General features: G+C 64.0%; 33 protein-coding genes. 22 read left to right on the top strand and 11 right to left on the bottom strand.

What is annotated here, in order from left to right; genetic code table 11:
• Window positions 1–181: 181 nt before the first annotated feature.
• From EGT50_RS09980 to EGT50_RS09950, 7 genes are all read right to left on the bottom strand, one after another.
• Complete coding sequence (locus EGT50_RS09980; RefSeq protein ID WP_127953711.1) at window positions 182–904, bottom strand: hypothetical protein; 723 nt, start codon at window positions 902–904, stop codon at window positions 182–184.
• 93 nt (window positions 905–997) lie between these two features.
• Complete coding sequence (locus tag EGT50_RS09975; protein ID WP_235870668.1) at window positions 998–2,359, bottom strand: YncE family protein; 1,362 nt, start codon at window positions 2,357–2,359, stop codon at window positions 998–1,000.
• Window positions 2,360–3,027: 668 nt separating this feature from the next.
• Window positions 3,028–3,552 (bottom strand): hypothetical protein, encoded by a 525-nt coding sequence (locus EGT50_RS09970; protein WP_127953708.1) that lies wholly within the window; start codon window positions 3,550–3,552, stop codon window positions 3,028–3,030.
• Window positions 3,553–3,903: 351 nt separating this feature from the next.
• Entirely contained in the window at window positions 3,904–4,431 is a 528-nt protein-coding gene (locus EGT50_RS09965) for a hypothetical protein (RefSeq protein WP_127953706.1), read from the bottom strand.
• Between the two features lie 459 nt (window positions 4,432–4,890).
• Complete coding sequence (locus tag EGT50_RS09960; protein WP_127953703.1) at window positions 4,891–5,202, bottom strand: hypothetical protein; 312 nt, start codon at window positions 5,200–5,202, stop codon at window positions 4,891–4,893.
• A gap of 308 nt (window positions 5,203–5,510) precedes the next feature.
• Window positions 5,511–6,185 (bottom strand): hypothetical protein, encoded by a 675-nt coding sequence (locus EGT50_RS09955; RefSeq protein ID WP_127953700.1) that lies wholly within the window; start codon window positions 6,183–6,185, stop codon window positions 5,511–5,513.
• 222 nt (window positions 6,186–6,407) lie between these two features.
• On the bottom strand, window positions 6,408–6,674 hold the full coding sequence (locus EGT50_RS09950; RefSeq protein WP_127953696.1) for a hypothetical protein: 267 nt from the start codon (window positions 6,672–6,674) through the stop codon (window positions 6,408–6,410).
• 169 nt (window positions 6,675–6,843) lie between these two features.
• Between EGT50_RS09950 and EGT50_RS17025 the strand changes: the two genes are divergently transcribed.
• Together EGT50_RS17025 and EGT50_RS09945 are read left to right on the top strand one after the other, a co-directional pair.
• Window positions 6,844–7,020 carry a hypothetical protein gene (locus tag EGT50_RS17025; RefSeq protein WP_164873379.1) on the top strand — a complete coding sequence of 59 codons (177 nt, stop codon included), beginning with the start codon at window positions 6,844–6,846 and terminating at the stop codon, window positions 7,018–7,020.
• A complete protein-coding gene (locus EGT50_RS09945; protein WP_127953693.1) occupies window positions 7,017–7,256 on the top strand; it encodes a hypothetical protein in 240 nt (79 codons plus the stop codon). Before EGT50_RS17025 ends, EGT50_RS09945 begins: the two co-directional genes overlap by 4 nt.
• Window positions 7,257–7,373: 117 nt before the next feature.
• Here EGT50_RS09945 and EGT50_RS09940 read toward each other — a convergent pair whose 3' ends face one another.
• The 3 genes from EGT50_RS09940 to EGT50_RS09930 form a co-directional block, all read right to left on the bottom strand.
• The gene (locus EGT50_RS09940; RefSeq protein ID WP_127953691.1) at window positions 7,374–8,609 is read right to left on the bottom strand and encodes a site-specific integrase; all 1,236 of its coding nucleotides are present in this window, start codon (window positions 8,607–8,609) and stop codon (window positions 7,374–7,376) included.
• Window positions 8,610–8,695: 86 nt separating this feature from the next.
• Entirely contained in the window at window positions 8,696–9,382 is a 687-nt protein-coding gene (locus tag EGT50_RS09935; protein ID WP_127953689.1) for a helix-turn-helix domain-containing protein, read from the bottom strand.
• Window positions 9,383–9,831: 449 nt separating this feature from the next.
• The gene (locus tag EGT50_RS09930; protein WP_164873378.1) at window positions 9,832–10,056 is read right to left on the bottom strand and encodes a helix-turn-helix domain-containing protein; all 225 of its coding nucleotides are present in this window, start codon (window positions 10,054–10,056) and stop codon (window positions 9,832–9,834) included.
• Window positions 10,057–10,202: 146 nt separating this feature from the next.
• On the opposite strand from EGT50_RS09930, the gene EGT50_RS09925 reads away from it, so the two are divergent.
• The 19 genes from EGT50_RS09925 to EGT50_RS09855 all read left to right on the top strand — a co-directional run bounded on the left by EGT50_RS09925 (window position 10,203) and on the right by EGT50_RS09855 (window position 18,236).
• A complete protein-coding gene (locus tag EGT50_RS09925; protein WP_127953684.1) occupies window positions 10,203–10,478 on the top strand; it encodes a hypothetical protein in 276 nt (91 codons plus the stop codon).
• A 145-nt stretch (window positions 10,479–10,623) separates the two neighbouring features.
• Window positions 10,624–11,112, top strand: coding sequence for a BRO-N domain-containing protein (locus tag EGT50_RS09920; RefSeq protein WP_127953681.1), 489 nt, complete (start codon window positions 10,624–10,626; stop codon window positions 11,110–11,112).
• Window positions 11,109–11,348 carry a hypothetical protein gene (locus EGT50_RS09915; protein ID WP_127953678.1) on the top strand — a complete coding sequence of 80 codons (240 nt, stop codon included), beginning with the start codon at window positions 11,109–11,111 and terminating at the stop codon, window positions 11,346–11,348. The genes EGT50_RS09920 and EGT50_RS09915 overlap by 4 nt, the downstream gene beginning before the upstream one ends.
• 313 nt (window positions 11,349–11,661) lie before the next feature.
• On the top strand, window positions 11,662–11,799 hold the full coding sequence (locus EGT50_RS17020; RefSeq protein WP_164873376.1) for a hypothetical protein: 138 nt from the start codon (window positions 11,662–11,664) through the stop codon (window positions 11,797–11,799).
• Entirely contained in the window at window positions 11,796–12,047 is a 252-nt protein-coding gene (locus EGT50_RS09910; protein WP_127953675.1) for a hypothetical protein, read from the top strand. Before EGT50_RS17020 ends, EGT50_RS09910 begins: the two co-directional genes overlap by 4 nt.
• Before the next feature lie 190 nt (window positions 12,048–12,237).
• Complete coding sequence (locus EGT50_RS17335; protein WP_268960670.1) at window positions 12,238–12,360, top strand: hypothetical protein; 123 nt, start codon at window positions 12,238–12,240, stop codon at window positions 12,358–12,360.
• On the top strand, window positions 12,357–12,521 hold the full coding sequence (locus EGT50_RS17015) for a hypothetical protein (protein WP_164873375.1): 165 nt from the start codon (window positions 12,357–12,359) through the stop codon (window positions 12,519–12,521). The genes EGT50_RS17335 and EGT50_RS17015 overlap by 4 nt, the downstream gene beginning before the upstream one ends.
• Window positions 12,518–12,703 (top strand): hypothetical protein, encoded by a 186-nt coding sequence (locus EGT50_RS09905; RefSeq protein ID WP_127953671.1) that lies wholly within the window; start codon window positions 12,518–12,520, stop codon window positions 12,701–12,703. The genes EGT50_RS17015 and EGT50_RS09905 overlap by 4 nt, the downstream gene beginning before the upstream one ends.
• Window positions 12,700–12,882 carry a hypothetical protein gene (locus EGT50_RS09900; protein ID WP_127953668.1) on the top strand — a complete coding sequence of 61 codons (183 nt, stop codon included), beginning with the start codon at window positions 12,700–12,702 and terminating at the stop codon, window positions 12,880–12,882. The genes EGT50_RS09905 and EGT50_RS09900 overlap by 4 nt, the downstream gene beginning before the upstream one ends.
• A gap of 73 nt (window positions 12,883–12,955) precedes the next feature.
• Window positions 12,956–13,501 (top strand): hypothetical protein, encoded by a 546-nt coding sequence (locus tag EGT50_RS09895; RefSeq protein WP_127953664.1) that lies wholly within the window; start codon window positions 12,956–12,958, stop codon window positions 13,499–13,501.
• Window positions 13,498–14,127, top strand: coding sequence for a hypothetical protein (locus tag EGT50_RS09890; RefSeq protein ID WP_127953661.1), 630 nt, complete (start codon window positions 13,498–13,500; stop codon window positions 14,125–14,127). The genes EGT50_RS09895 and EGT50_RS09890 overlap by 4 nt, the downstream gene beginning before the upstream one ends.
• Entirely contained in the window at window positions 14,124–14,471 is a 348-nt protein-coding gene (locus tag EGT50_RS09885; protein WP_127953658.1) for a hypothetical protein, read from the top strand. The genes EGT50_RS09890 and EGT50_RS09885 overlap by 4 nt, the downstream gene beginning before the upstream one ends.
• On the top strand, window positions 14,471–14,824 hold the full coding sequence (locus EGT50_RS09880; protein WP_235870666.1) for an HNH endonuclease: 354 nt from the start codon (window positions 14,471–14,473) through the stop codon (window positions 14,822–14,824). The genes EGT50_RS09885 and EGT50_RS09880 overlap by 1 nt, the downstream gene beginning before the upstream one ends.
• Before the next feature lie 122 nt (window positions 14,825–14,946).
• A complete protein-coding gene (locus tag EGT50_RS09875) occupies window positions 14,947–15,399 on the top strand; it encodes a single-stranded DNA-binding protein (RefSeq protein WP_127953655.1) in 453 nt (150 codons plus the stop codon).
• A 132-nt stretch (window positions 15,400–15,531) separates the two neighbouring features.
• A complete protein-coding gene (locus EGT50_RS17330) occupies window positions 15,532–15,663 on the top strand; it encodes a hypothetical protein (protein ID WP_268960669.1) in 132 nt (43 codons plus the stop codon).
• Between the two features lie 185 nt (window positions 15,664–15,848).
• Window positions 15,849–16,658, top strand: a complete 810-nt coding sequence (locus EGT50_RS09870) for a hypothetical protein (protein ID WP_127953652.1) — start codon at window positions 15,849–15,851, stop codon at window positions 16,656–16,658.
• Complete coding sequence (locus EGT50_RS09865) at window positions 16,655–17,152, top strand: hypothetical protein (RefSeq protein ID WP_127953648.1); 498 nt, start codon at window positions 16,655–16,657, stop codon at window positions 17,150–17,152. The genes EGT50_RS09870 and EGT50_RS09865 overlap by 4 nt, the downstream gene beginning before the upstream one ends.
• On the top strand, window positions 17,145–17,534 hold the full coding sequence (locus EGT50_RS09860) for a hypothetical protein (RefSeq protein WP_127953645.1): 390 nt from the start codon (window positions 17,145–17,147) through the stop codon (window positions 17,532–17,534). Before EGT50_RS09865 ends, EGT50_RS09860 begins: the two co-directional genes overlap by 8 nt.
• A 33-nt stretch (window positions 17,535–17,567) precedes the next feature.
• Window positions 17,568–18,236 carry a hypothetical protein gene (locus tag EGT50_RS09855; RefSeq protein WP_127953641.1) on the top strand — a complete coding sequence of 223 codons (669 nt, stop codon included), beginning with the start codon at window positions 17,568–17,570 and terminating at the stop codon, window positions 18,234–18,236.
• Window positions 18,237–18,521: 285 nt separating this feature from the next.
• Here EGT50_RS09855 and EGT50_RS09850 read toward each other — a convergent pair whose 3' ends face one another.
• Complete coding sequence (locus EGT50_RS09850) at window positions 18,522–19,196, bottom strand: hypothetical protein (RefSeq protein WP_127953637.1); 675 nt, start codon at window positions 19,194–19,196, stop codon at window positions 18,522–18,524.
• A 165-nt stretch (window positions 19,197–19,361) separates the two neighbouring features.
• On the opposite strand from EGT50_RS09850, the gene EGT50_RS09845 reads away from it, so the two are divergent.
• Window positions 19,362–19,565, top strand: a complete 204-nt coding sequence (locus tag EGT50_RS09845) for a hypothetical protein (protein ID WP_127953634.1) — start codon at window positions 19,362–19,364, stop codon at window positions 19,563–19,565.
• The last annotated feature ends 234 nt before the right edge of the window (window positions 19,566–19,799 follow it).

Raw genomic sequence — 19,799 nt, 5'->3', positions numbered from 1 at the left:
ACGACAGGGAAATGCATGCGCAACGCCACCCGGCCAACAATCAACCCACGACCGCTCTTCGGGTCGAAGCAACGCTCCGGCTCATCTGATATCTGTTTCGGACAGTTGTCAATCCCTCATCATCAAATGGCTGCTGCCCAGGACGATCACCCCACCTGGCGTCGACCCGCGATGACCACTGCTACCGGGTGAACTCGACGTTGCTGGACAGTGTGCCGGTGGTCTTGGAGACGGTGCAGGTGTAGGTGACCGTCGCGGTTTCGGTTCCGTATTTGCTTGCGCCCTGGGAGGTTCCGGTGGCCGTCCACCTGCCGTCGGAGCTCTCCTCGGTGCGTTCGTTGGCGATGTCGACGGGTAGCTGCTGGACGACGTACTTCTCCTCGATGAATTCGCGGCAGAGGTCGTTGACCGCATCGGCGTCGAGGGGAGCGTTGCGATCGACCTGGGACCGGTAGCCGGGGTCCTCGCCGCAGCGGGCGCCTGGCACGTAGTCGATCCAGCCCGTGCCGGAATCGATCCCGGTCTGCGCGGCGCCGAGCGATCCGACCGCGACCTTGGCGGTGCCCAGGAGGGGATTCTTGCCGGGTGCTGGGTCGGCGCACGTGAAGTTGACGAAGTACCCGCCGTCGGGTTTGGTGTCGAGAAGTTGACCGCGAATCATAGTCCAGGCCGCGTCGATCGAGTCGGTGTCGGCGGTGGTGACGGTCGCCGTGTATCCGTAGTCGCCGATCTCGCGCAGCGTGTAGGTGGCAGGGCGAGGGACTGCCGCGGCCTCCGTGATGGAGATCGAATTGCCATCGGTGTCGGTGTCGGTGTCGGTGCTGGCGCAGGCGGTGAGCCCGACTGCGCATATGGCGAGGATTCCAATTGTGGTGGTGCAGTGCATTCCAAATGTCCGGTTCATACCGGGATCAAACCATGCGTACTGTTCTGCGCCCTACCCTGCGCACAAAGGCGCCCACCCTCTCCGGGCGGGGCGCCTTCGCCGTGTCAGGATTTACGACCCTGAGGAGCCGACCACCCCCGAAGACCCGGCCCACCCCAACGACCCGAGGGATCCCAAAGACCCAGTGGGCGGCGTCTCGGTGATGTCGAGGACGACGGGCAAGTAGGCGTCGGCACCGGCGCCGTTGGTGGCTGTGACGATGAACGCGAACGGTCCGGCGGTGGTGGGGGTGCCGGACAGAACACCGTCTGCACTGAGAGTCATCCCGCCGGGCAGGGTGCCCAAGGTGACGGTGGTAGTGGGGGAGGGCTGCCCGGTGAGGGTGAGCGCGTACTCGTAGGGCTGCCCGACGGCACCGGCCGGGGGTGTGCCGGTCAGGGTCGGTGCCTGCTCGATCGCGATCACGGACACCGTGTCGCTGCCGGAGTTGGTGACGTAGGCGTGGGTGCCGCCGGGGGTGATCGCCACGCCGGCCGGGTCGGCACCGACGTCTGTGGTGGTGGCAATGGTATTGGTGGTGGTGTCGATCACCGACACCGATCCGTCGACGTTGTTGACTACGTAGGCGCTGGTGCCATCGGGGGTGATCGCGACCCCGGCCGGGCCGTCACCGGCGCCGATGGTGGTGGTGATGGTGTTGGTGGCGGTGTCGATCACCGACACCGTGTCGTCGGCGAAGTTGGTGACGTAAGCGCGGGTGCCATCGGGAGTGATCGCCACTCCGAACGGAGCGCCTCCGACGCCGATGGTGGTGGTGATGGTGTTGGTGGCGGTGTCGATCACCGATACCGGGCCGCCGTCGAAGTTCGTGACGTAGGCGCGGGTGCCGTCGGGGGTGATTGCCACCCCGGGCGGGTTGGCACCGACGTCGGTGGTGGTGGTGATGGTGGTGTTGGTGGTGGTGTCGATCACCGACACCGATCCGTCGGTGCTGTTGACTACGTAGGCGCGGGCGCCGTCGGGGGTGATCGCCACCCCGGCCGGGCCGTCACCGACGCCGATGGTGGTGGTGATGGTGTTGGTGGCGGTGTCGATCACCGACACCGTGTCGTCGGCGAAGTTGGTGACGTAGACGCGGATGCCGTCGGGGGTGATTGCCACCCCGTACGGGTCGTTGCTGTCGTCGACGGTGGTGGTGACGGTGTTGGTGGTGGTGTCGATCACCGACACCGTGTCGTCGGCGAAGTTGGTGACGTAGGCGCGGGCGCCGTCGGGGGTGATTGCCACCCCGAACGGCGAATCTCCGACTGGGATGGTGGTGGTGACCGTGTCGGCGTGCGCGGGCGGGGCGGCAGCGAGCATCAGTCCCGTCGCAAGGGCGGCAGTGAGCCCTGCCGTGCGCCGTTGCCGGGCGCGGGGCCCCGAAGCTGGCTGACCCCAGAGGCGAGGCGGGGCAATGATGTTGTGAGGCATCGTGATCGGACTCCTTCGACTAGGCGATGGATATGCACGACATCTCTGCGGGCGCAGCACCCGCAGGGCAAATAGAAACCGAGTGGTCTCCCACGCCGGTGCGGACTATACGGGGCATGCGGACAACCTGACCGGATCGACACGACGTGTTGGGGAGCGGGATCGCCTGTTCCAGTGGCTGCCGGGGCGCGCTGCCGCCGCCTGTGAAAACCGATCGTTGAGCTGTGAGTCCAACCACGCACGGACACAATCGAAACGGCAGCGATCCGAAGCCAGCTGCAACCGGTACGGCGGGGCTATCGGATGAGTGCTTCACTTGTCCGCGTTCACCACACCCTGGGGGCACCGCGTCGACTCGCGGAGGAGGTAGCGGCGACCCTACGCTCCCGTCAGCACAAGCTCGATCGGCGTAACGCGATCTTCGCTGGATTCTGTCCGGCCTCGGATTTCGATGTCCCGGATCAGCAGCTCGGCCGTCGTCGCCCCGAACATGTTTCGCCCATGCGTGTTCGCAAGAGCCGGATGATCCCGCGGGACTGAGCGACGGCAACACAACCCGATGGCCTGGCGAGCGTGCCGCGGGGCGGGCCCAAACCAACACGAACAAAAGCGGGCCCGAAGATGCTTCTGGCCCGACACCGTGATGGTGCCGGGCCAGGAAGGGGCGGTTAGGAGAAGCCCAGGACGCCTTCGAGGCTGCCGGACCCGAAGGTCCCTAGGAAGCCCTCGCCTTCGAGGTCGATGCTGACGGAGTCGAGGTTCCCTAGGACGGCTTCGAGGTCGATGCTGCCGAATGGGCCAACCGGGGTGGTGAACCGGATCGGCTCGGCTGTCTTGTCGTCGTGAAGAAACTCTTCCGTGCCCCAAACCTCCGGACTGTCCCAGGACATGCACCCCCAACTGGTTACGTAGTTGCCCTCGTTGAGGTACCGCTGGATGCGATACTCCTCATCCGGGAGGATGTAACCGGTAATGGTTGAACCGGGCGTGCGGCCGTCGTCAGTCACGACCTGCCAGTCGCAGCTGATCAGATCTCGAGAGTTGTTGGAGATGGCGACTTCAACGAAGTTACCCCTGACGTCGACCGAGAGGGTGACGTCTTCGGGTGCGGCGTTGGCCGGCGCAGCGAACGCGACGGACAGGAGCGGGGCGGCCAAAGCTGCTGCGGCGGCGGTACGTACTGACTTGATCAAGGAGTTCTCTTTTCTTGTTCTCCGCATAGGAGGCCCGTGTGCGGGTGGTGGTGCACCTAGGGGGTAACTCGAAAGGGCGCGAATGTATCCCCGCCCAAGCGTGAACGAAGTTAGCACTGGAGGCCGCTCACCTCGAGGGTTTCGGGGGAATCGGCGTCGAATGCTGACCCGAGTATCTGCCGTTGATGAAACCACAACGCCCGCAACAACTGACGGAAACACACGCTGGAAGCCGAGCTACGGGGCGACCGAACGACTGTGCCGTGGGACGGACCCAAACCATCACGAAACACCGGGCCCGAACATGCGTCTGGCCCGACACCGTGATGGTGCCGGGCCAGGAAGGGGCGGTTAAGAACTGCCGAGGAGGCCGCTGCCCGCATTGATGGCTGCGACGACAGGTAGGAGCCAATCGGGGGCGAGGTGCCAGCCGTCGCCGGTGATGCCGTCGGTGGCAGCAGGGGTGGTGAAGGAGATAGGCTCGGCTGTCTTGACGTCGTAAATCCAATCCCCTGTCCCCCAGGTCTCGGGAGTGTCCAGAGAGTAGCAATACCATGCGGTGAGGTAGCTGCCATCTTCAAAGGTCCACCTGTCGCGAACCTCGTCACCGGGGTCGACTTCCAAGCCGTAGCTCGCGAGAGTGTCTAACTTGTGGGACGTGAGTGACGAGGTCGCCGGGAGGCCCTCACGTGTGACCATCCAGGCGCAGTCGATCTGCCCCTCACTGTTGTTGGTAATGATGACTTCGAGGTCGTTGCCCTGCACCTCGGCGGTGAGGGTGACGTCTTCGGGTGCCGCGTTGGCCGGCGCAGCGAACGCAACGGCCAGGAACGGAGCGGCCAAGGCTGCGGTGGCAGCGGCACGTACTGACTTGATCAAGGAATTCCCTTCTCTCGTTCTTCGTATGCGGGCATGCACCGGTGGCATCTCGAAGGAACGTGAGGAATCCCCCCCCGGCGTGAAGGAAGCTACACCAAGGAGGTGCCGTGAAGCCGATCGACGCGATCACCGCCATCGCGGCGCACGTCCTGCGCGTATCGCCGACAGCATCGACGTGCAGACGGCCGGGACACCCCGCCGCTGAGCCCACCCCCCGTACGCGCGGCACACCGCCATAGCGGCACGTCCCGGTATCCCATGTGAGCAGCACGCCAGCGCCCAGGGGAAAGCGCCCGCCGACACTCCCCCGATCGGCGAGCGCCCGACTTCCTTCCCGCGGCAATACAACCCATTGGCCTGACGAGCGTGCCGTGGGACGGACCCAAACCAACACGAAACACCGGGCCCGAACATGCGTCTGGCCCGACACCGTCATGGTGCCGGGCCAGGAAGGGGCGGTTAGGAACTGCCGAAGCTAGCGCAGAGTTCATCGAGCCCCGTCGCTTGCAAAGAAAGGTTGTCGGTATCGGCAACGGCCTCGCACGCCACCCAGAAGAATGGGTACACGAAGGGGAGCATCACGGAGCCTACGACGTGTTCGAGGGAGCCGGTGTCTGCGCCGGTGTCGGCGATCGTTGCGGTCGGCGACGTCATAGCGGATACCGCCTGGACGCTGGGCTCGACCGACGCAGCCTGGGCGATACCAGATCCGCCAGCGATGAGTCCTGACGTGACAGTGATGACGGCCATCGCCTTCCGAATGAAACCCATTGTGAGAATCCCTCCCTAATGTGGACCGGACCGAGACCCGGTAGGGCTGTGGTGAATTGGCAACCCTATGGAAGGCTATCGACCACTCGACAGGCGGCGTTAACAAAGCCATTTCGGGCACCCGTGCGATCAGCCAGGGAGGTGCCGATGGCCGGCCAGACCCCCCGGCGGATACCTCCTCATACCGAACGCGGTGCGCGACGCTGGTTTCCATGGCAACACAACCCATTGGCCTGGCGAGCGTGCCGTGGGGCGGACCCGATCCGACAGGAACGAACAGTTACGTTTGGGCCGGTGGATGCGGGTTCCTACTCCACCAACTTCCAAATACCACAGCCCTTGGAGGTGAATCCACTGTCGGTTGGTGCGATTGTGACCGTCACTGACGGCGCGAGGGTGACGAAGTTGTTGTCGATGATGTTGCCGTTGGCGTCGGAGCGCTCCCAGTAGCAATCCGTGACAGGCTTTTCCGTTTGGTAGGTGCCAGGCGACAGGTAATAGCCCCCCAACGGCGATAGCTCTAGCCCGTTGCCGATGAGCCGCTTGCCGCCGCGGAACGTCGTTTCCCGAACGTCACCGGCTATGGCTTGGTCCACGATCGGTTGCTGATCTGGACACAGGATTGGGACCATCAGGATGCTCCGGCGGCCCTCGTTGGCGTCGGTCGGACGGTAGACACCGTATCTGGTTGCGAAGTCATATGGGTCCAGCTCCCCGGAGCGCAACTCTTCGCAGGTGAGTTTGTCCCAGTACATCGTGCCGTCGGAGCCAGGCCGGAAGTCGATTCCGGCCGCGGTAAGTGCGCTCGAGTACTCCGAGTACAGCGCTTGTTCGGGGCTGACCGCCGTTGTCGGCGCCGGGGTTGTCGAGGTGGGGCTGGTCGACAACGATGCCGCGACGTTCGCTGAGTCTTCGGTCGACCCGCTCCCGCACGCGGTAGCCAGCACACCTACAGCGGCCAAAACTAGAACACGTTTCATCATGCGCCAACAGTATTCGACAGACCCCATCAGCGCTGATCCGGTTCCGGCACAATCGAGGTCGCACATCTAGAGGGATTCCGTGGAATCGACGTCGACCGCGTACCTTGGAACAGCTGGCGGTAGCACACGCGGGAAGCCGAGGTGCATGGCGAACGACCGGACAGCGTGCCCGAACATGCTTCTGGCCCGACACCGTGATGGTGCCGGGCCAGGAGCGGGCGCTTAGGAACTACCGAGGACGCCGCTGCCAGCGTTGATGGCTGCGAAGACAAGTTTGACCCAGTCTGGGAGGAGGTGCCAGCCGTCGCCGGTGATGCCGCCGTCGGTGTCGCCGCTGTTGTTGGTGATGATGAATTCGACGTCGCTGCCCTGGACCTCGGCGGTGGCGGTGACGTCCTCGGGTGCGGCGTTGGCCGGCGCGGCGATCACGGCGGCCAGGAGCGGGGCGGCCAACGCAGCCGCGGCGGCGGAACGTACTGACTTGATCAAGGAGTCCTCTTTCGCTCGTTCTCTGTATGGCGGCATGCACCGGTGGCGACTCGATAATGTGAGGAAGCCCCCCGGAGCGTGAGTGAAGTTAACACCGAAGACGACCATCTCGAGGGAAGTCACGCCATCGACGTTGTGCGAACCCCAGTACTCGCGTTGAGGAGGCGCTGTGAACCCGATCGACGCAATCACATCCATCACCGCTGGCGTCCTGCGGCGCATCGCCGACAGCATCGACGCACAGGCACCCAGCCAGCAGCCGAGCAGCGACATCCACATCCACATCACCGACGACGAACCCGGTAGCGAACCGAAGCCGAGCGGTCGGGCACGGCTGAAGCGATGAGCCGCACCGGACACCGCACCTATTGCCGCAACCGCGACCGAATACTGCGCACCACGGACGTGTGCCCACCGTGCGGTCAATGGATCGACCCCGAGCTGCACTACCCGAATCCAATGAGTGCCAGCGCCGACCACGTCATCCCGGTTTCCAAGGGCGGTTCGAACACCGGGCCGCTGGAAGCCACGGCGTTCGATGCGAACTGCGTCGCGGCAACTGAAACCGACATGGGATGTTGAAGAGTTTGTGTGCCCCTGGCAGGATTCGAACCTGCGACACCGGCTGTCGTAGGGCAATCAATGCATTACCGCTGGTAGAAGCCCTGCAGGCAGGTGATTGGTGTGCGAACTCTCCACTTACTCTCCGCCAATGCCTCCGGAAACTGCCCGGTCAAGAGCTGACGCCACCTCGGCGCGCACTCTCCCGCGCGCCATGTAGACGTCCTGAGTCATCGACGGGCGGGCGTGTCCGAGTTGGTCAGCAGCCACTCGCGGCGACAGCTTCTGCTCGTCGATGATCGACGCGACCGTACGACGGAATGTGTGACCGGTGACCCCGTAAAGACCGAGCGCATTGCGCACCCGTCGCCACTGTCCGTTGATCACATCTGGATCGCGCAGTGTCCCAGTGCGACTCGGGAAGATCGCATCGTGTTCGTTGGGGGGCATCGCCATCTTGCGCGCGCGGAGCATCGTCAAGGCGAAGTGGGGGAGTGCTAGAACGCGCCGGCGCGACTTGGGGTCGGCGGTTCCCGCCATGCGCTGCAATCCCTCGCCTGGCACACGAACAACCTTCCCGTCGATCGTGATGGTCTGTGCGTGGAAGTCCACTCCGGTCCATTGCATCCCGAGCAGTTCGGACATCCGGACACCTGTGGCGGCGAACATCGTCACGAGGTCGGCCAAGTCGGCCTTCGCGCAGTACTCCGCAACGGTCGGTGTGTGGTACTTGTTGGTTCCGCTGCCAGGGCACGGGATGGTCGAGGATCGAATTTCGGCGAGGAGTTGGGCAAGCCTCTCCGGCGTGAGGGTGACCTTCTCATTCTTCTCGTGCCGCGTGGTCGTCGCCCTGGCGTCGCGGGTGAGGTTGGTTTGAATCGCGCCGAGGCGCACGGCGGATGACAGCATCCCCGAGAGGACAGAGCGTGTCGTCTTCGCGTTGCCCGGACCTCGAGTTCCCTCGATTGTCCGCAGAAACGCATCGATCCGCTGCGTGGTGATCTCGCGCAGTCGGACGCCGCCTAGGCCGTCGCGAATGAACGACGCCACCTCGTCGTAGCGCTGGAGTGTGCGCGGTGCGCGGCCGAGGTCGACAAGCTCAGCTCGATAGTGAACCCAGAGCTGCGCGATGGTCGTCTCTGTGGTGATCTCGTCGCTCGCGCCGACACGCACGCGTTCAGTGAGGTGGGTGATGAGCTCACGTTCGGCGGCTGCGCCCTTCTTGTCGGCGACCCCCGGGGGCGTGTAGCGCCGGGCGCGTCGGGTGACGCCATCCATGTCGCGAACCCTGCAGTCGGCATACCAGTGGCCGGCTGAGACCTCGACGCGGGTGATGCTTCCCCAGGTTCCTATGCGCATCGGCGGACGTGCCATCAGACTCCTTCGAGAATCACATGATTCGGCTCAGTCCCACTCTGGGCTGACGGGGGCTTGGCGTCAGCGTAGTGCGAACTCGGTTGTCAGGGCAGCCATCCCAGTGCAGTCTGTCCGCTCGCTAGATCGAGGACGAGCATGGTCATACTCGTCCGCCCTCCGTCGGGGCGGGTGATCGTGGTTCGCAGTGCTCGCATCGGATCGCTGAAGTTGTCGCGTTCCCATCGAGAACGGAAGGCGTCGTTGCCGCTCATGCGGTTGAGGAGCGTGTGTGCCCAGCGTCGTCCTTTGCGTTCGTGCGTGGCGGCGATTTGCCAGCGCATCAGGTCGACTGCGAGAGTCGCCACGGCCGCCCACGACTCTCCGAACACCTGCCTGGACTCGTCGCGCTCGAAGACCCAGATGACGAAGTTCTGGTCTTCGCCGAAGCCGGGCAATAGTTCCTCGACTGCCCTCGTGGCATACGTGATCGTCAGTGAACTGCTGAGCACGGCAAGGGCGTGCCGATCCGAGATCGTTGCCAGTGTCGACATCGGACGCCGCGGGAGTTTCGAGAGGACGCGAAGGTAGTTCTCCTCGCCTATATCCAGCCTCAGCGCCTCCACGATGGCGTCGACCACTTCCTCTTTGGGGGGGCGCCTGTTCAACTCGAGTGACTGGATGGTGTGGGGCGAGAGTACGGCGAGGACTGCGAGTTCGCGTTGGGTGACGCCTCGTTTGGTTCGGAGTGCTTGGATGACAGATCCTGTCGTGTGGGGTTCTAGCGGATCCACACCAAGAAGTCAATACATTCGAGGTGTACAAATTTGTACGTCCTTTGAACTCGCATAACCCTCGGTTTCTTCTTTACGCTCGTGGAGACGGTCGAGGTGTTGCTCGGCTCACGGAAGTATCCCTTACGTCGAGAGGGCGTCGTCGGAGGGTCACGAACCGAACGTTCGGTTGTTTGGTTGTTCAACCAGACCGGGCATGAGGATTGAGAGGAGTGCTCGTGGAATCTGTACGGCAGCGGCCGCCGAGAGTCGATCGGGCACCCTTCGTTCCTGCTTCCCGTACGAAAGAACGCTGTCTGAATACAGCAACGCCGACCAGCGGATCGCTGGCCGGCGTTGGAGTCAAGTGTGGGGATGTGTTTGCGTTGCGCGAAGAAGGGTCTGCTGATCATCTAGGTATGCCGGTGGAGCGACTTGTCGCAGAAGCGACCGAGCGGGGGGTTCGGGCGTCAGAGCTCCTGGACCTGCTGTTGAGCGAGGTCAAGGATTTGGCCGGCATCGGCACCTAGGGCCGAGCAGATCTTCAGCAGCTGGAGGATGTCGATGGAACGTTCGGCGTTCTCGAATCGCATGATCGTCGCATGTGACATCGACGTCCGCGATGCAAGTTCCTTCTGTGAGATCCCCACGCGGGCCCGCGCTGCCCTCAACTCTGCGCCAACGATCTGCCTCACGCGCTGATCATCGTCGAATGTGTCCATAGTCGCGCATCGTATCGCCGATTGGTTACTACTGACAACCGATTGGTTACTATTCCCATTCGCAAATTTCTGTACCGGTTTTGTTGCGAGGTTACCGTTTGGTGACTATCGTCCACCGTATGGTTACTCCGAATCCTCCAGATCTTGATACCGACTGGATCCGCCACGTTGAGAAGACGGTCACGGCTGCTGTAGCCGCGTCTACCCACAGTTGGGAAAGCCTGTGCGCTGCCATCGGCATGTCTGAGAAGGCGCTCTTCGGCCGCTTCAAGGGCAAGCCGCCGTTCAAGTTGCCTGAACTGGTCGCTATCGCCAACGAGCTTCGCATCGAGGCGGGCTCGCTCGTACCCCCAGCACTTCGCGTCTTCTCCCACGTCGGGAGGAGGTCGGAATGATGCGCGCGCACTGCGGGGTATCCGACGCCCAGATCGCGGAGTTCATTGCTGCACACGTGCAATCGGACGCATGAAAAGACCGCCAGTTGTTGGCGCAACTGGCGGCCCAAGTCCAACCGACCAACACCCACTGAAGGAGGCAGACGTGACAGATCATACGACACAGCTTGAGCCGTTCCACCACGAGGACGCGCAGGTCCGGGTCATCAACATCGACAGGGAACCGTGGTTCGTCCTCGTTGATCTGTGCTTGATTCTCCGGTTCGGAATCCCTCACGAGGTCGCTGAGCGTATCGACTCCGATGCCCGGAGTCTGGCTCCGGTCATCGATTCTCGCGGCCGGGCCGTACTCGCCGACAGCTACCGCACTTCGTCGGCCGGCAGCCGTCTGGTCAGTGAGGCCAAGAAAACCTTCGGAATGAACGAGGAGGAGCTACGTGCGCTCCCGCTCGAGCAGAGACGGGTCTTCGCCCGGCACGCCGAGCGCGGGACCCGGATGTGCGACCAGTACTCGGAGTTCGGGCCACACGTCAATGCCCGCGAGACAGTCATGAACCACACGTGGGGGTCGCGCAATCACTGCACGTTGAGGGTCACCCCGCGCGGGCGAACAGCAGATGGGGATGTGGCATGAGCGACGTCGTTCTGAACATCCATCAGGTCAGCGCCCGCACCGGGCACTCAGCTGACCGTATCCGCCACCTGCGCGTCGACGGACACGAACTCTACTCGCTGATGTGGAAGAACGGGCCATCGCACAACTCGCCGCTCCTCCTGGAGGAGCGACTGGTGGAGGAGTGGGTGGCCTCTCAGCGTGCGAGAACGATCCGCCCCGAGGCTGCAAGGTATCGGACGGTCGCATCGTCATGAGCCACTTCCCAACGGGCGCGGCACGGGCCGAGGCGCCACGACACGTCTTGCCACGTCACCACGACGGAGTGTGCGTCAGCCTGTCGCTTGGCAGCACGCTGCTCATGTCGATGTTGACCCACTGCGAGGCGCGGGCCTTGGGGAAGCAATTGCCACCCGAAACCAACTAGTTCCAGGCGGTGGTGGGCGCTCTGCTGCGTTCCTGCTCGCAGTCCGGCTGCGCACTCCCCGCTACCGCTGGCATTCGTACCATCCGACGCGAAACCCCTGGACGGGTTGTCGCGCAGACGACTACACCCTCTTGGAGCCTGACATGAAGCTCTTCAAACGCAATCAACCCGGCCTCCGACCGGATGCGGGGATACCGCCTTCCCGGACACCGATCTTCGTGCGTCTCGCGGCCGAGCTGCCGCTGCCGTCGTGGGACGACTTCGAAGAGGTGGCAGCATGACCCCGATCGTGGACCGAGGTGAGCTGGCTTCCGACATCTGCATGCACACTCGCACCGTTGTCCGTACCGACAGTGTCGGCCCATTCGAGAGCTGCTTGGACTGCAGCCGGGCTGTTGATGGCTACGGCCAGTTCGACGCGGTCGACGAACTCGACGAAGTGACTTGGATTGTCGTGGTGTGGATCTCGATGATCCTCTTCACCGCAACGGTCGGCGTCGGCTTGATCGTCTGGCTACGGCTCTCATGAGCGGCGCCTGCGACCGAGCCCCGTTCGATCCGGCCATCGACGACCCCTGCCTGCTGTGGGACCGCGACGACGAAGCCTGGGATCGCGCGTTCGAGCAGCACCGAGATCAACAACTGGAGGCCACCGAATGATGTTGTGGGACTGCAGTCACTGTGGTGCTACCAGGTACGCCGCGTGCGGGCAGGTGTGTTTGCCGGCACAGCGCATCGACCCGCAGGAATTCCGCGCCAAACGTATCCGGCGCGATCGGGCACAGCGAGATATGACCGACGCCGCGGCGACCGCGGCATGGGCCGAGGAGGCCGGACTGTGAACATCGAATCCGACGCCGAATTGGGGTTCGTACCCGACACGCCCCCGGTGATGGCTGAAGCCGCTACCCGGACCGTGTGGCGCAACGCTCTTGACGTCGATGATGCGCGGATGCTGTTGCAGATGCTCGGACTCCCCGATGGACGGGAGGTGGCGTCGTGAGCGCATCGACTCGTGTGTTGGTGGATGGGACCGAGGTCTGGAATCTGCCGGAGGGCACCCGGTTCCGTGAGTTGGGTTCGCTGGGGCGCACGTTCACCGTGGGCGTCCGCCAGGGGCATCTGTGGCACGGCGAAACCCCATGTGGTGTCGAAGCTGTCGAGTTGCCAGTGGTGATCGTGTGATCGAGATCCGCGACGGGCACACTCGACTCTCCGCGTTCGGGACGCCCGCTGGTTGGCCCCGCACCGACCGGGTTGTGCGTCTGCATCTGGCCGATGACCGGACCGAGCTGGCAATCGAGCTTTCCGGTGGGCAGCTGCGGCAGATTGCCAGCCTTCTCGACGACCCGAAGGACGACTGATGTTGCCGACGCTGGCCGAGGTGCAGGCCCGGTACGTGCCGATCACTCCGAAGACCACTCTCGAGGAGACGCGATGAGCGAGATACAAGTGTTCGCGGATGCCGACCTGGCATACCAGGCGGTAATGTTGAAGGCGCTGGCTGACACGGTCCTGGACGCGCAGAAGCGGGTCCGGCACGAGTTGGCGCAGCGAATGGCGAAGGGTGACCGCCTGACTGCGCGTGACGGTGACGCCAAGTTGGGCAGCGTCAACCTGACGGATCCGAAACCGAAGGCGACGGTCACGGATGAGGCCGCCTTCGCTGACTATCTGACGGCCAAGTACGGCGACGAAGCCACCGTCACAGTCGAGCTGGGCGACGTCGGGGAGATTTGCGCGGTCCTCGCCGACTCGGGACATGAGGATCTGTTCACGGTACGTCAGGTATTTCCGGCGTGGGTTCGGGAGCAGGCGATCAAGGATGCGCTGCTGCCGAGGCACACGGTACCGGGTGTGACGGTGACGGTTCCGGCGGGTGTGGTATCGGCGCGCACTGAACAGGCTGCGGTTGAACGGGTTCGGGCGGTGTTATCGGGTGGGGACGTTCGGGTGCTTGCCATCGAAGGCGGCGCACAGTGACGAACCTCGAAGGATTGAAGAAACTTCGTGAACCGTTCCCGGACCATCAGGTCAACCAGCTACCCAAGCCCCTCCAGAAGAATGCAGAGAAGGGAAGGTGCCGGGAGTGCGGCGGCTGGCACGGTCTCCCCGCCCTGCACCTGGACTACGTCGGCCACGCGGCCCTCACTGATCGATTCCTCGAGGTCGATCCGGAGTGGTCATGGGAGCCGCTGGCGATCGGCGCCGACGGGCTGCCGGTGTTCGACCGCAACGGCGGCTTGTGGATTCGGCTCACGATCTGTGGTGTGTCTCGCCTCGGCTACGGAGACGCTGACGGCAAGTCTGGCGGAAACGCGATCAAGGAAGCGATCGGAGACGCGCTCCGCAACGCGGGAATGCGATTCGGTGCCGCGCTCGAGTTGTGGCACAAGGGCGATCTACACGAGGCGGCGGAAGCCCAAGGGCAGACGCTGTCACCGGCGGATGAGGCCCGCGCCGCGCTGCTCGAGACCCTTCGGTCCAAGGGGATCGACCCGAAGGACGCTGTGGCGCAGTTCCGACAGGATCACGGAGTCGAGCTGCGTGACTCGGCCGACGTCGATGCAATCAAGGCGCTGGCCGAGCAGTACAGGGGGCAGCGATGACGTTCGATCCAGTGTCGATCGAAAGGGCGATCGGGGAGTGTGCCAACAGGATCGCGAAGGGTGTCACCGTCTGCTCGAACACCTACTCGGCGTTCCTTGACGCCGATCGCGGCTACGACCAGGCGTACGCGAAGGCGTACCTCGAGGCCGGTGGCGCCGCGCACGAGCGCAAGTATGTCGCCGAGCTCGCAACCGTGGAGGAGCGGGAAGGGAGAGACCTCGCGGAGGCTGCATACCGGTACGCCGATCGGCAGGCTCGAGCGCTCGAGGCGGAGCTACGGGCGTGGCAGTCGGTCGGTGCGTCGGTCCGGTCGATGTACGCGGTGGCTGGACGGGGCGAGTAGTGAGCGCGAGGTTCCCGAAGATGGTGCGGGAGTTGATCGAGGCCCGTGCTGGTGGGCGGTGCGAGGCGATGTGGGCTGGCACCTGCAACGGCCGCGTCGAGGAGATTCACCACCGCCGACCCCGCGGTGCCGGTGGAAGCAAGGCGCCGGCGGTGAACCGGGCGGGGAACGGGATCGCGATCTGTAGTCCGTGTCACCGGTTGATCGAGTCGCAGCGGGACGCGGCCCGCACCGCGGGCCTGTTGGTGTCGCTGCACGAGTCGCATCCCGCGAACGTTCCGGTCGTGCGGCGACATCGGCTGGTGCTACTCGACGACTTCGGCGGCATCCACGACCAGGAGGTGCCGTTTTGACCAGCACCTATGACCTGTACGGATTCAACAGCTACGACCCGGACATTCTCGATGAACGGCACGCTCTGCTGTGTTCGGGGTGTTCGAAGTGCAAAGACGTTTTCTGAGAAGAGGTTCCAAGAATGGCGAATGAAACTGTGCTGACGATCATCGGGAATCTGGTGGCTGATCCGGAGTTGCGGTTCACCCAGTCAGGCGCGGCGGTCGCGACGTTCACTGTCGCCTCGACCCCGCGCATGTTCAACCGTCAGGCCAACGAGTGGACGGACGGGGACGCGCTGTTTCTGCGCTGCAGCGTGTGGCGTGAGGCGGCGGAGAACGTCACCGAGAGCTTGACCCGCGGCTCGCGAGTGATCGTGAGTGGACGCCTCAGGCAGCGTTCGTATGAGTCCCGCGATGGAGAAAAGCGCACGGTGAACGAGCTCGAGGTCGACGAGATCGGGCCGTCGTTACGGTACGCGACGGCGAAGCCGAGCAAGGTCACCCGCGGTGGCGGGCGAGCGGATAGCAGTCAACGTACGAGTACCGATGACCCGTGGGGCGCCACAACGTCTACTGACGAAGTGCCGTTCTGACAAAGGTCGCAGTTCCGACAGGAGAGGAGGCAACGTGAGCGAATTGACCTTCACGGCACCGGTTCTGGTACTCGAAGACCCGGTGCTCGAGCGTGCCAGGATCACCACCCTGATGGAGTGGATGGTGGCGCAATGGGCGACGTGACCTCCGATGTCCGCGCCGAGCCGCGCAGCCGCCCGTGTGACGGATTCACCCTACGGTTCGGGGACAACGGCGCCGACGTCACGCTCGTTTTCGAAGAGGTGCTGCCGCAGCTCGTGTGACTGCCACCCCGGCCGAACAGGACAGGAGAGCTGAGCCTGTGGTGATCCGCTGCCCCGTCTGCTGGCGGCACGTGCCTGTCAGTACCGGTAGGCGTGCTTGGCAGCACCAAGACACGAGCGGTCGCCGGTGCCCGATGAGTGGGTGCTGGTGCCCGACCGAACACGAGAAGGAAGGAGGTGTGTCTGTGCGGATTCGATCGATCAAGCCAGAGTTCTGGTCGTCCCCCAACTTGCCCGAAGATCCGTGGGCACGCCTGCTCTACATGGCGATGTGGAACTGGGCTGACGACAACGGGGTCGGGACCGCGAACGCCCGGGAGCTGTTGGGGTTTGCATTCCCGAACGACGAACACATCATGCTCGCGGATGTTCGCCGAATGCTCGTGGAAATCCATCGAGTGTTCGGCGTGAAGTTCTACACCGTCGCGGGGCGCCCCTACTACGCGATCCCCTCGTGGGAGAAACACCAGAAGTTCGATCGTCGCTCGAAGGGCAAGCATCCCGGACCCGACGAGGCCGAAACATGGCTCTACCAGGACGAACATCAGGATTCGGCGGAGGCTCGCGGAAATCCCACGAGGCCTCGGCGGGATTCAGTCGCTGGAACAGGGGAACAGGGGAACAGGGGAACAGGGGAAGAGAAGACTTGCGCAACTCCGTCGCGCGACTCCGACCCGCCCCGCTTCGATGAGTTCTGGGCGGCATACCCGCGGCGTAGGGACCGACGCAAGGCCGTCAAGGCGTTCGCGGCCGCGACCAAGCGCGCCGAGGTCGGCACGATCATCGAAGGCGCGCTCCGGTACGCCCGAGACCCGAACCGACTGGAGCAGTTCACCAAGTACGCCGAGGGCTGGCTGAACGGTGACGGGTGGCTCGACGAGCCGCTGCCGTCCCGCACCCCGCAACACTCGCCCGTCTCCCGCGCTGACGAGAAGGTCCGGGGCTACCTCGACATCGGCGATCGCCTCACGACCGCACCGAAGGAGCTCGCATGATCACCGATGACGACAAACGCACCGCAGCCCTGGTGCTGGCGAAGTGCGCCGCGAACGATCCCTGGTTTCCGAACGGTGGCGACTCCACCGTGCTCGCATGGGCGGATGTATTCGCCGACTCGGGTCTCTCACGGGATGACCTGCTGGCCGGGGTGTCCCGGGCCTACCGTGTCTGCGAGGACGGGTTCAAGCCACTACCGGCGGCGATCATCAAGCACGCCCGCCTCGCGTACGTCGAAGCTCTGCAGGGGCTGTCGAAGCAGGACCGCGAGGCAATGGACGAAGCCTGCCACATCCTCCAGGACATGGGCTGGCGGCCACCCGAGGCGCACAGGTGGGTGCGTGCGGTCAAGGCCGGCCGCCGCAAGCCGTTCGAGTTGACGGCGGAGCAGGAGGCGGAGTTCCGGGAGCGGATCGCTCAACGGCGTGCACTGCCAGTCAGCCCGGGTGAGGTGCGGGCAATGCTCGAGCAGTCGGGGGTCCGCGATGGCTAACGCGAACAAGCGCAAGGGTGACCAGGAAGAGCGTGAGGTTCTCGCGGTCCTGCGTGCCAACGGCTTCCCGCACGCCGAACGCACCCGGCCTGGCCGCATGGAAGATCAGGGCGACATCTTCGTCACCCGAACCACCGGCCTCGCGCCCGGTGTCGTCGTTCAGGTCAAGAACGTTCAACAGCCACGCTGGCGGGAGTGGGTGGCCCAGCTCGCGAACCAGAGAGCCCACTCGGGAGCCTTGATCGCCTTCCTGACCCACAAAGTCCGGGGGAGCGGGGGTAGGCCTCCGATCCGGCTCGCAGTCATGGAGCTGAGCGCATTCACCGACCTACTCCGCGCCGCCGGGCACGGCGACCCTGTCGACACCGACAACCACCGATAACCACGGCCACAACTCCTGCCACCGGAGGATCCGATGAGCAACCAGTTCTTCATCACCCGCGCTGACATGCAGGCGCTGACATCCCTGTTGCGCGAGATCCCATCGCTCGTAGAGGATCTGGCGATCACCCTCACTCGTCAAGACAAGACCGCTCGCTGTGGAGCCCGGATCGGCACCCACAGCGACGTACAACCGCTCCCGATGAATCTCGCAGCATCAGAAGCACACGAACTGCTGAACTCGACCCTCACAGCATGGGCACGGCACGCGTGCGAGTCACGAGCGCAGGTGTACACCGGGTCGGCTGCCACGACAGGTGTTGCGCGGTGGCTGGCCGATCACGTCACCAGCCTCGCCATGACCGAGGGATGCGAGGAGGCTCACGATGAAATCGAGTACGCCATGCGCGAATGTAGAAGAGCTTGCGATTTCACCAACGACAGATCGGTCCGCCACATCGACCCCAATCTCATCCCGGAACTTGAAGCCCTCGAGCTAACTTCGGCGCAGTGTGCCCGAACCGCATCGGATGCGGGAATCCCGCTGTCGAAACGGCGCGTCGCCTATCTCGGCGAAACAAGGAAGGGTCGGATCCGCAAGAACAACAACGGCGACTGGCTCTATAGGTTCGGGGATATCTTGGACGCCAACGGCACACCGCTTCGTCACGACCTGGGACGGGAGCAGTATGTGGTAGGCTGACGCCCAGCAGGCGCGAGAGTTGTATCCACAACATCGCGCCTTTGCTGTATCCGGACCATCCTTGTTCTTCCGGGACATCCCAGCCCGCTGCAGCCCCTAAGTGCGCGCGGCCTGCCGCCATCGCGGCCCGTCCCGGCCCCTGTGAGCAGCACGCCAGCGCCCAGGGGACAGCGCCCGCCGACACCTCCCCCCATCGGCGGGCGCCCGACTTCCGTCCCAAGGCAACACAACCCATTGGCCTGGCGAGCGTGCCGTGGGGCGGAGCCAAGCCAACAGTACGTGTTCTTACTCGACCAACTTCCAAGTGCCACAGCCATCTGAGGTGAATCCGCTGTCGGTTGGTGCGATCGTGACCGTCACTGACGGCGCGAGGGTGACGAAGTTGTTGTCGATGATGTTACCGTTGGCGTCGGAGCGCTCCCAGTAGCAGTCTGAGACAGGCTTTTCCGTTTGGTAGGTGCCAGGCGACAGGTAATAGCCCCCCAACGGCGAGATCTCCAGTCCGTTGCCGATGAGGTGCTTTCCGCCGCGGAACGTCGTTTGCTGAACGTCACCGGCCATGGCCTGGTCCACGATCGGCTGCTGATCTGGACACAGGATTGGGACCATAGTGGTGATGTGGCGACCGCTTTCGGTCTGTTTGAGGACCCCAAATCTGGTTGCGAGGTCGTATGCGTCCAGTTCCCCGGAGCGCAGCTGATCGCACGTGAGCGTGTCTCCGTACATATCCCCGCCTGGACCGGAACCAGGCAGGAAGTCGATTCCGGCCTCAGTAAGTGCGCTGGAGTACTCCGAGTACAACGCTTCTTCGGGGCTGACCGTCGTTGTCGGTGCTGCGACTGTCGAGGTGGGGCTGGTCGACGAGGATGCCGCGACAGTCGCTGAGTCTTCGGTGGACGGGCTCCCGCACGCGGTGGCAACCACGCCTGCTGCCACAAGAACTACAACACGTTTCATCATGCGCATACCGTAGTCGGTAGACCCTGTCAGGTATCGACCTGGTTCCGGCACAAGTGAGGCTGCACACTCGAGGGCTTTCGCGCATTCGGTGTCGAATGCGAACCCGAGTATCGGCCGTTGATCGAAGCCACATCGCCCGCAACAACCGACCGCCGAGGAGGCGCCGTGAATCCCGTCGACGCGATCACCGGCATTACCGGTCACGTCCTCATCCGCATCGGTAGCGCAATCTTGGGCAACCAGCCCGGCAGCGACTTAGCTGCGCCCTTCCACATCGGCGAACTCCACATCCACTGCGCGCAGCCAGCAGACACCGACAGGCAGGAAGCCAAGCCCCGGACTTGGATGCGCAGAGCCAGGGAAGATTGATGCCGCGCTCAGGCAAGCGCGTCTGCCGGATACCCGGATGCCCAGCCATCCAGGGCGACTCCCTGTGCGGAGACCACAGACGCGAACACGACAGACACCAACACGCCACTACCCCTACCAAGACCACCCGCGACTGGCAAGAACGGCAACGCCGGGCACGTGCCGTCCGTGACCATGTCGCCCAGCACGGCAACTGGTGCCCAGGCGTCGGCCGGCCACCTCACGCCGCCGCGG

This window comes from Rhodococcus xishaensis (assembly GCF_004011825.1).
Taxonomy (GTDB): domain Bacteria; phylum Actinomycetota; class Actinomycetes; order Mycobacteriales; family Mycobacteriaceae; genus Prescottella; species Prescottella xishaensis.
Note: the sequence above shows the minus strand (reverse complement) of the source record. Positions and strands in the feature narration are given on the sequence as shown.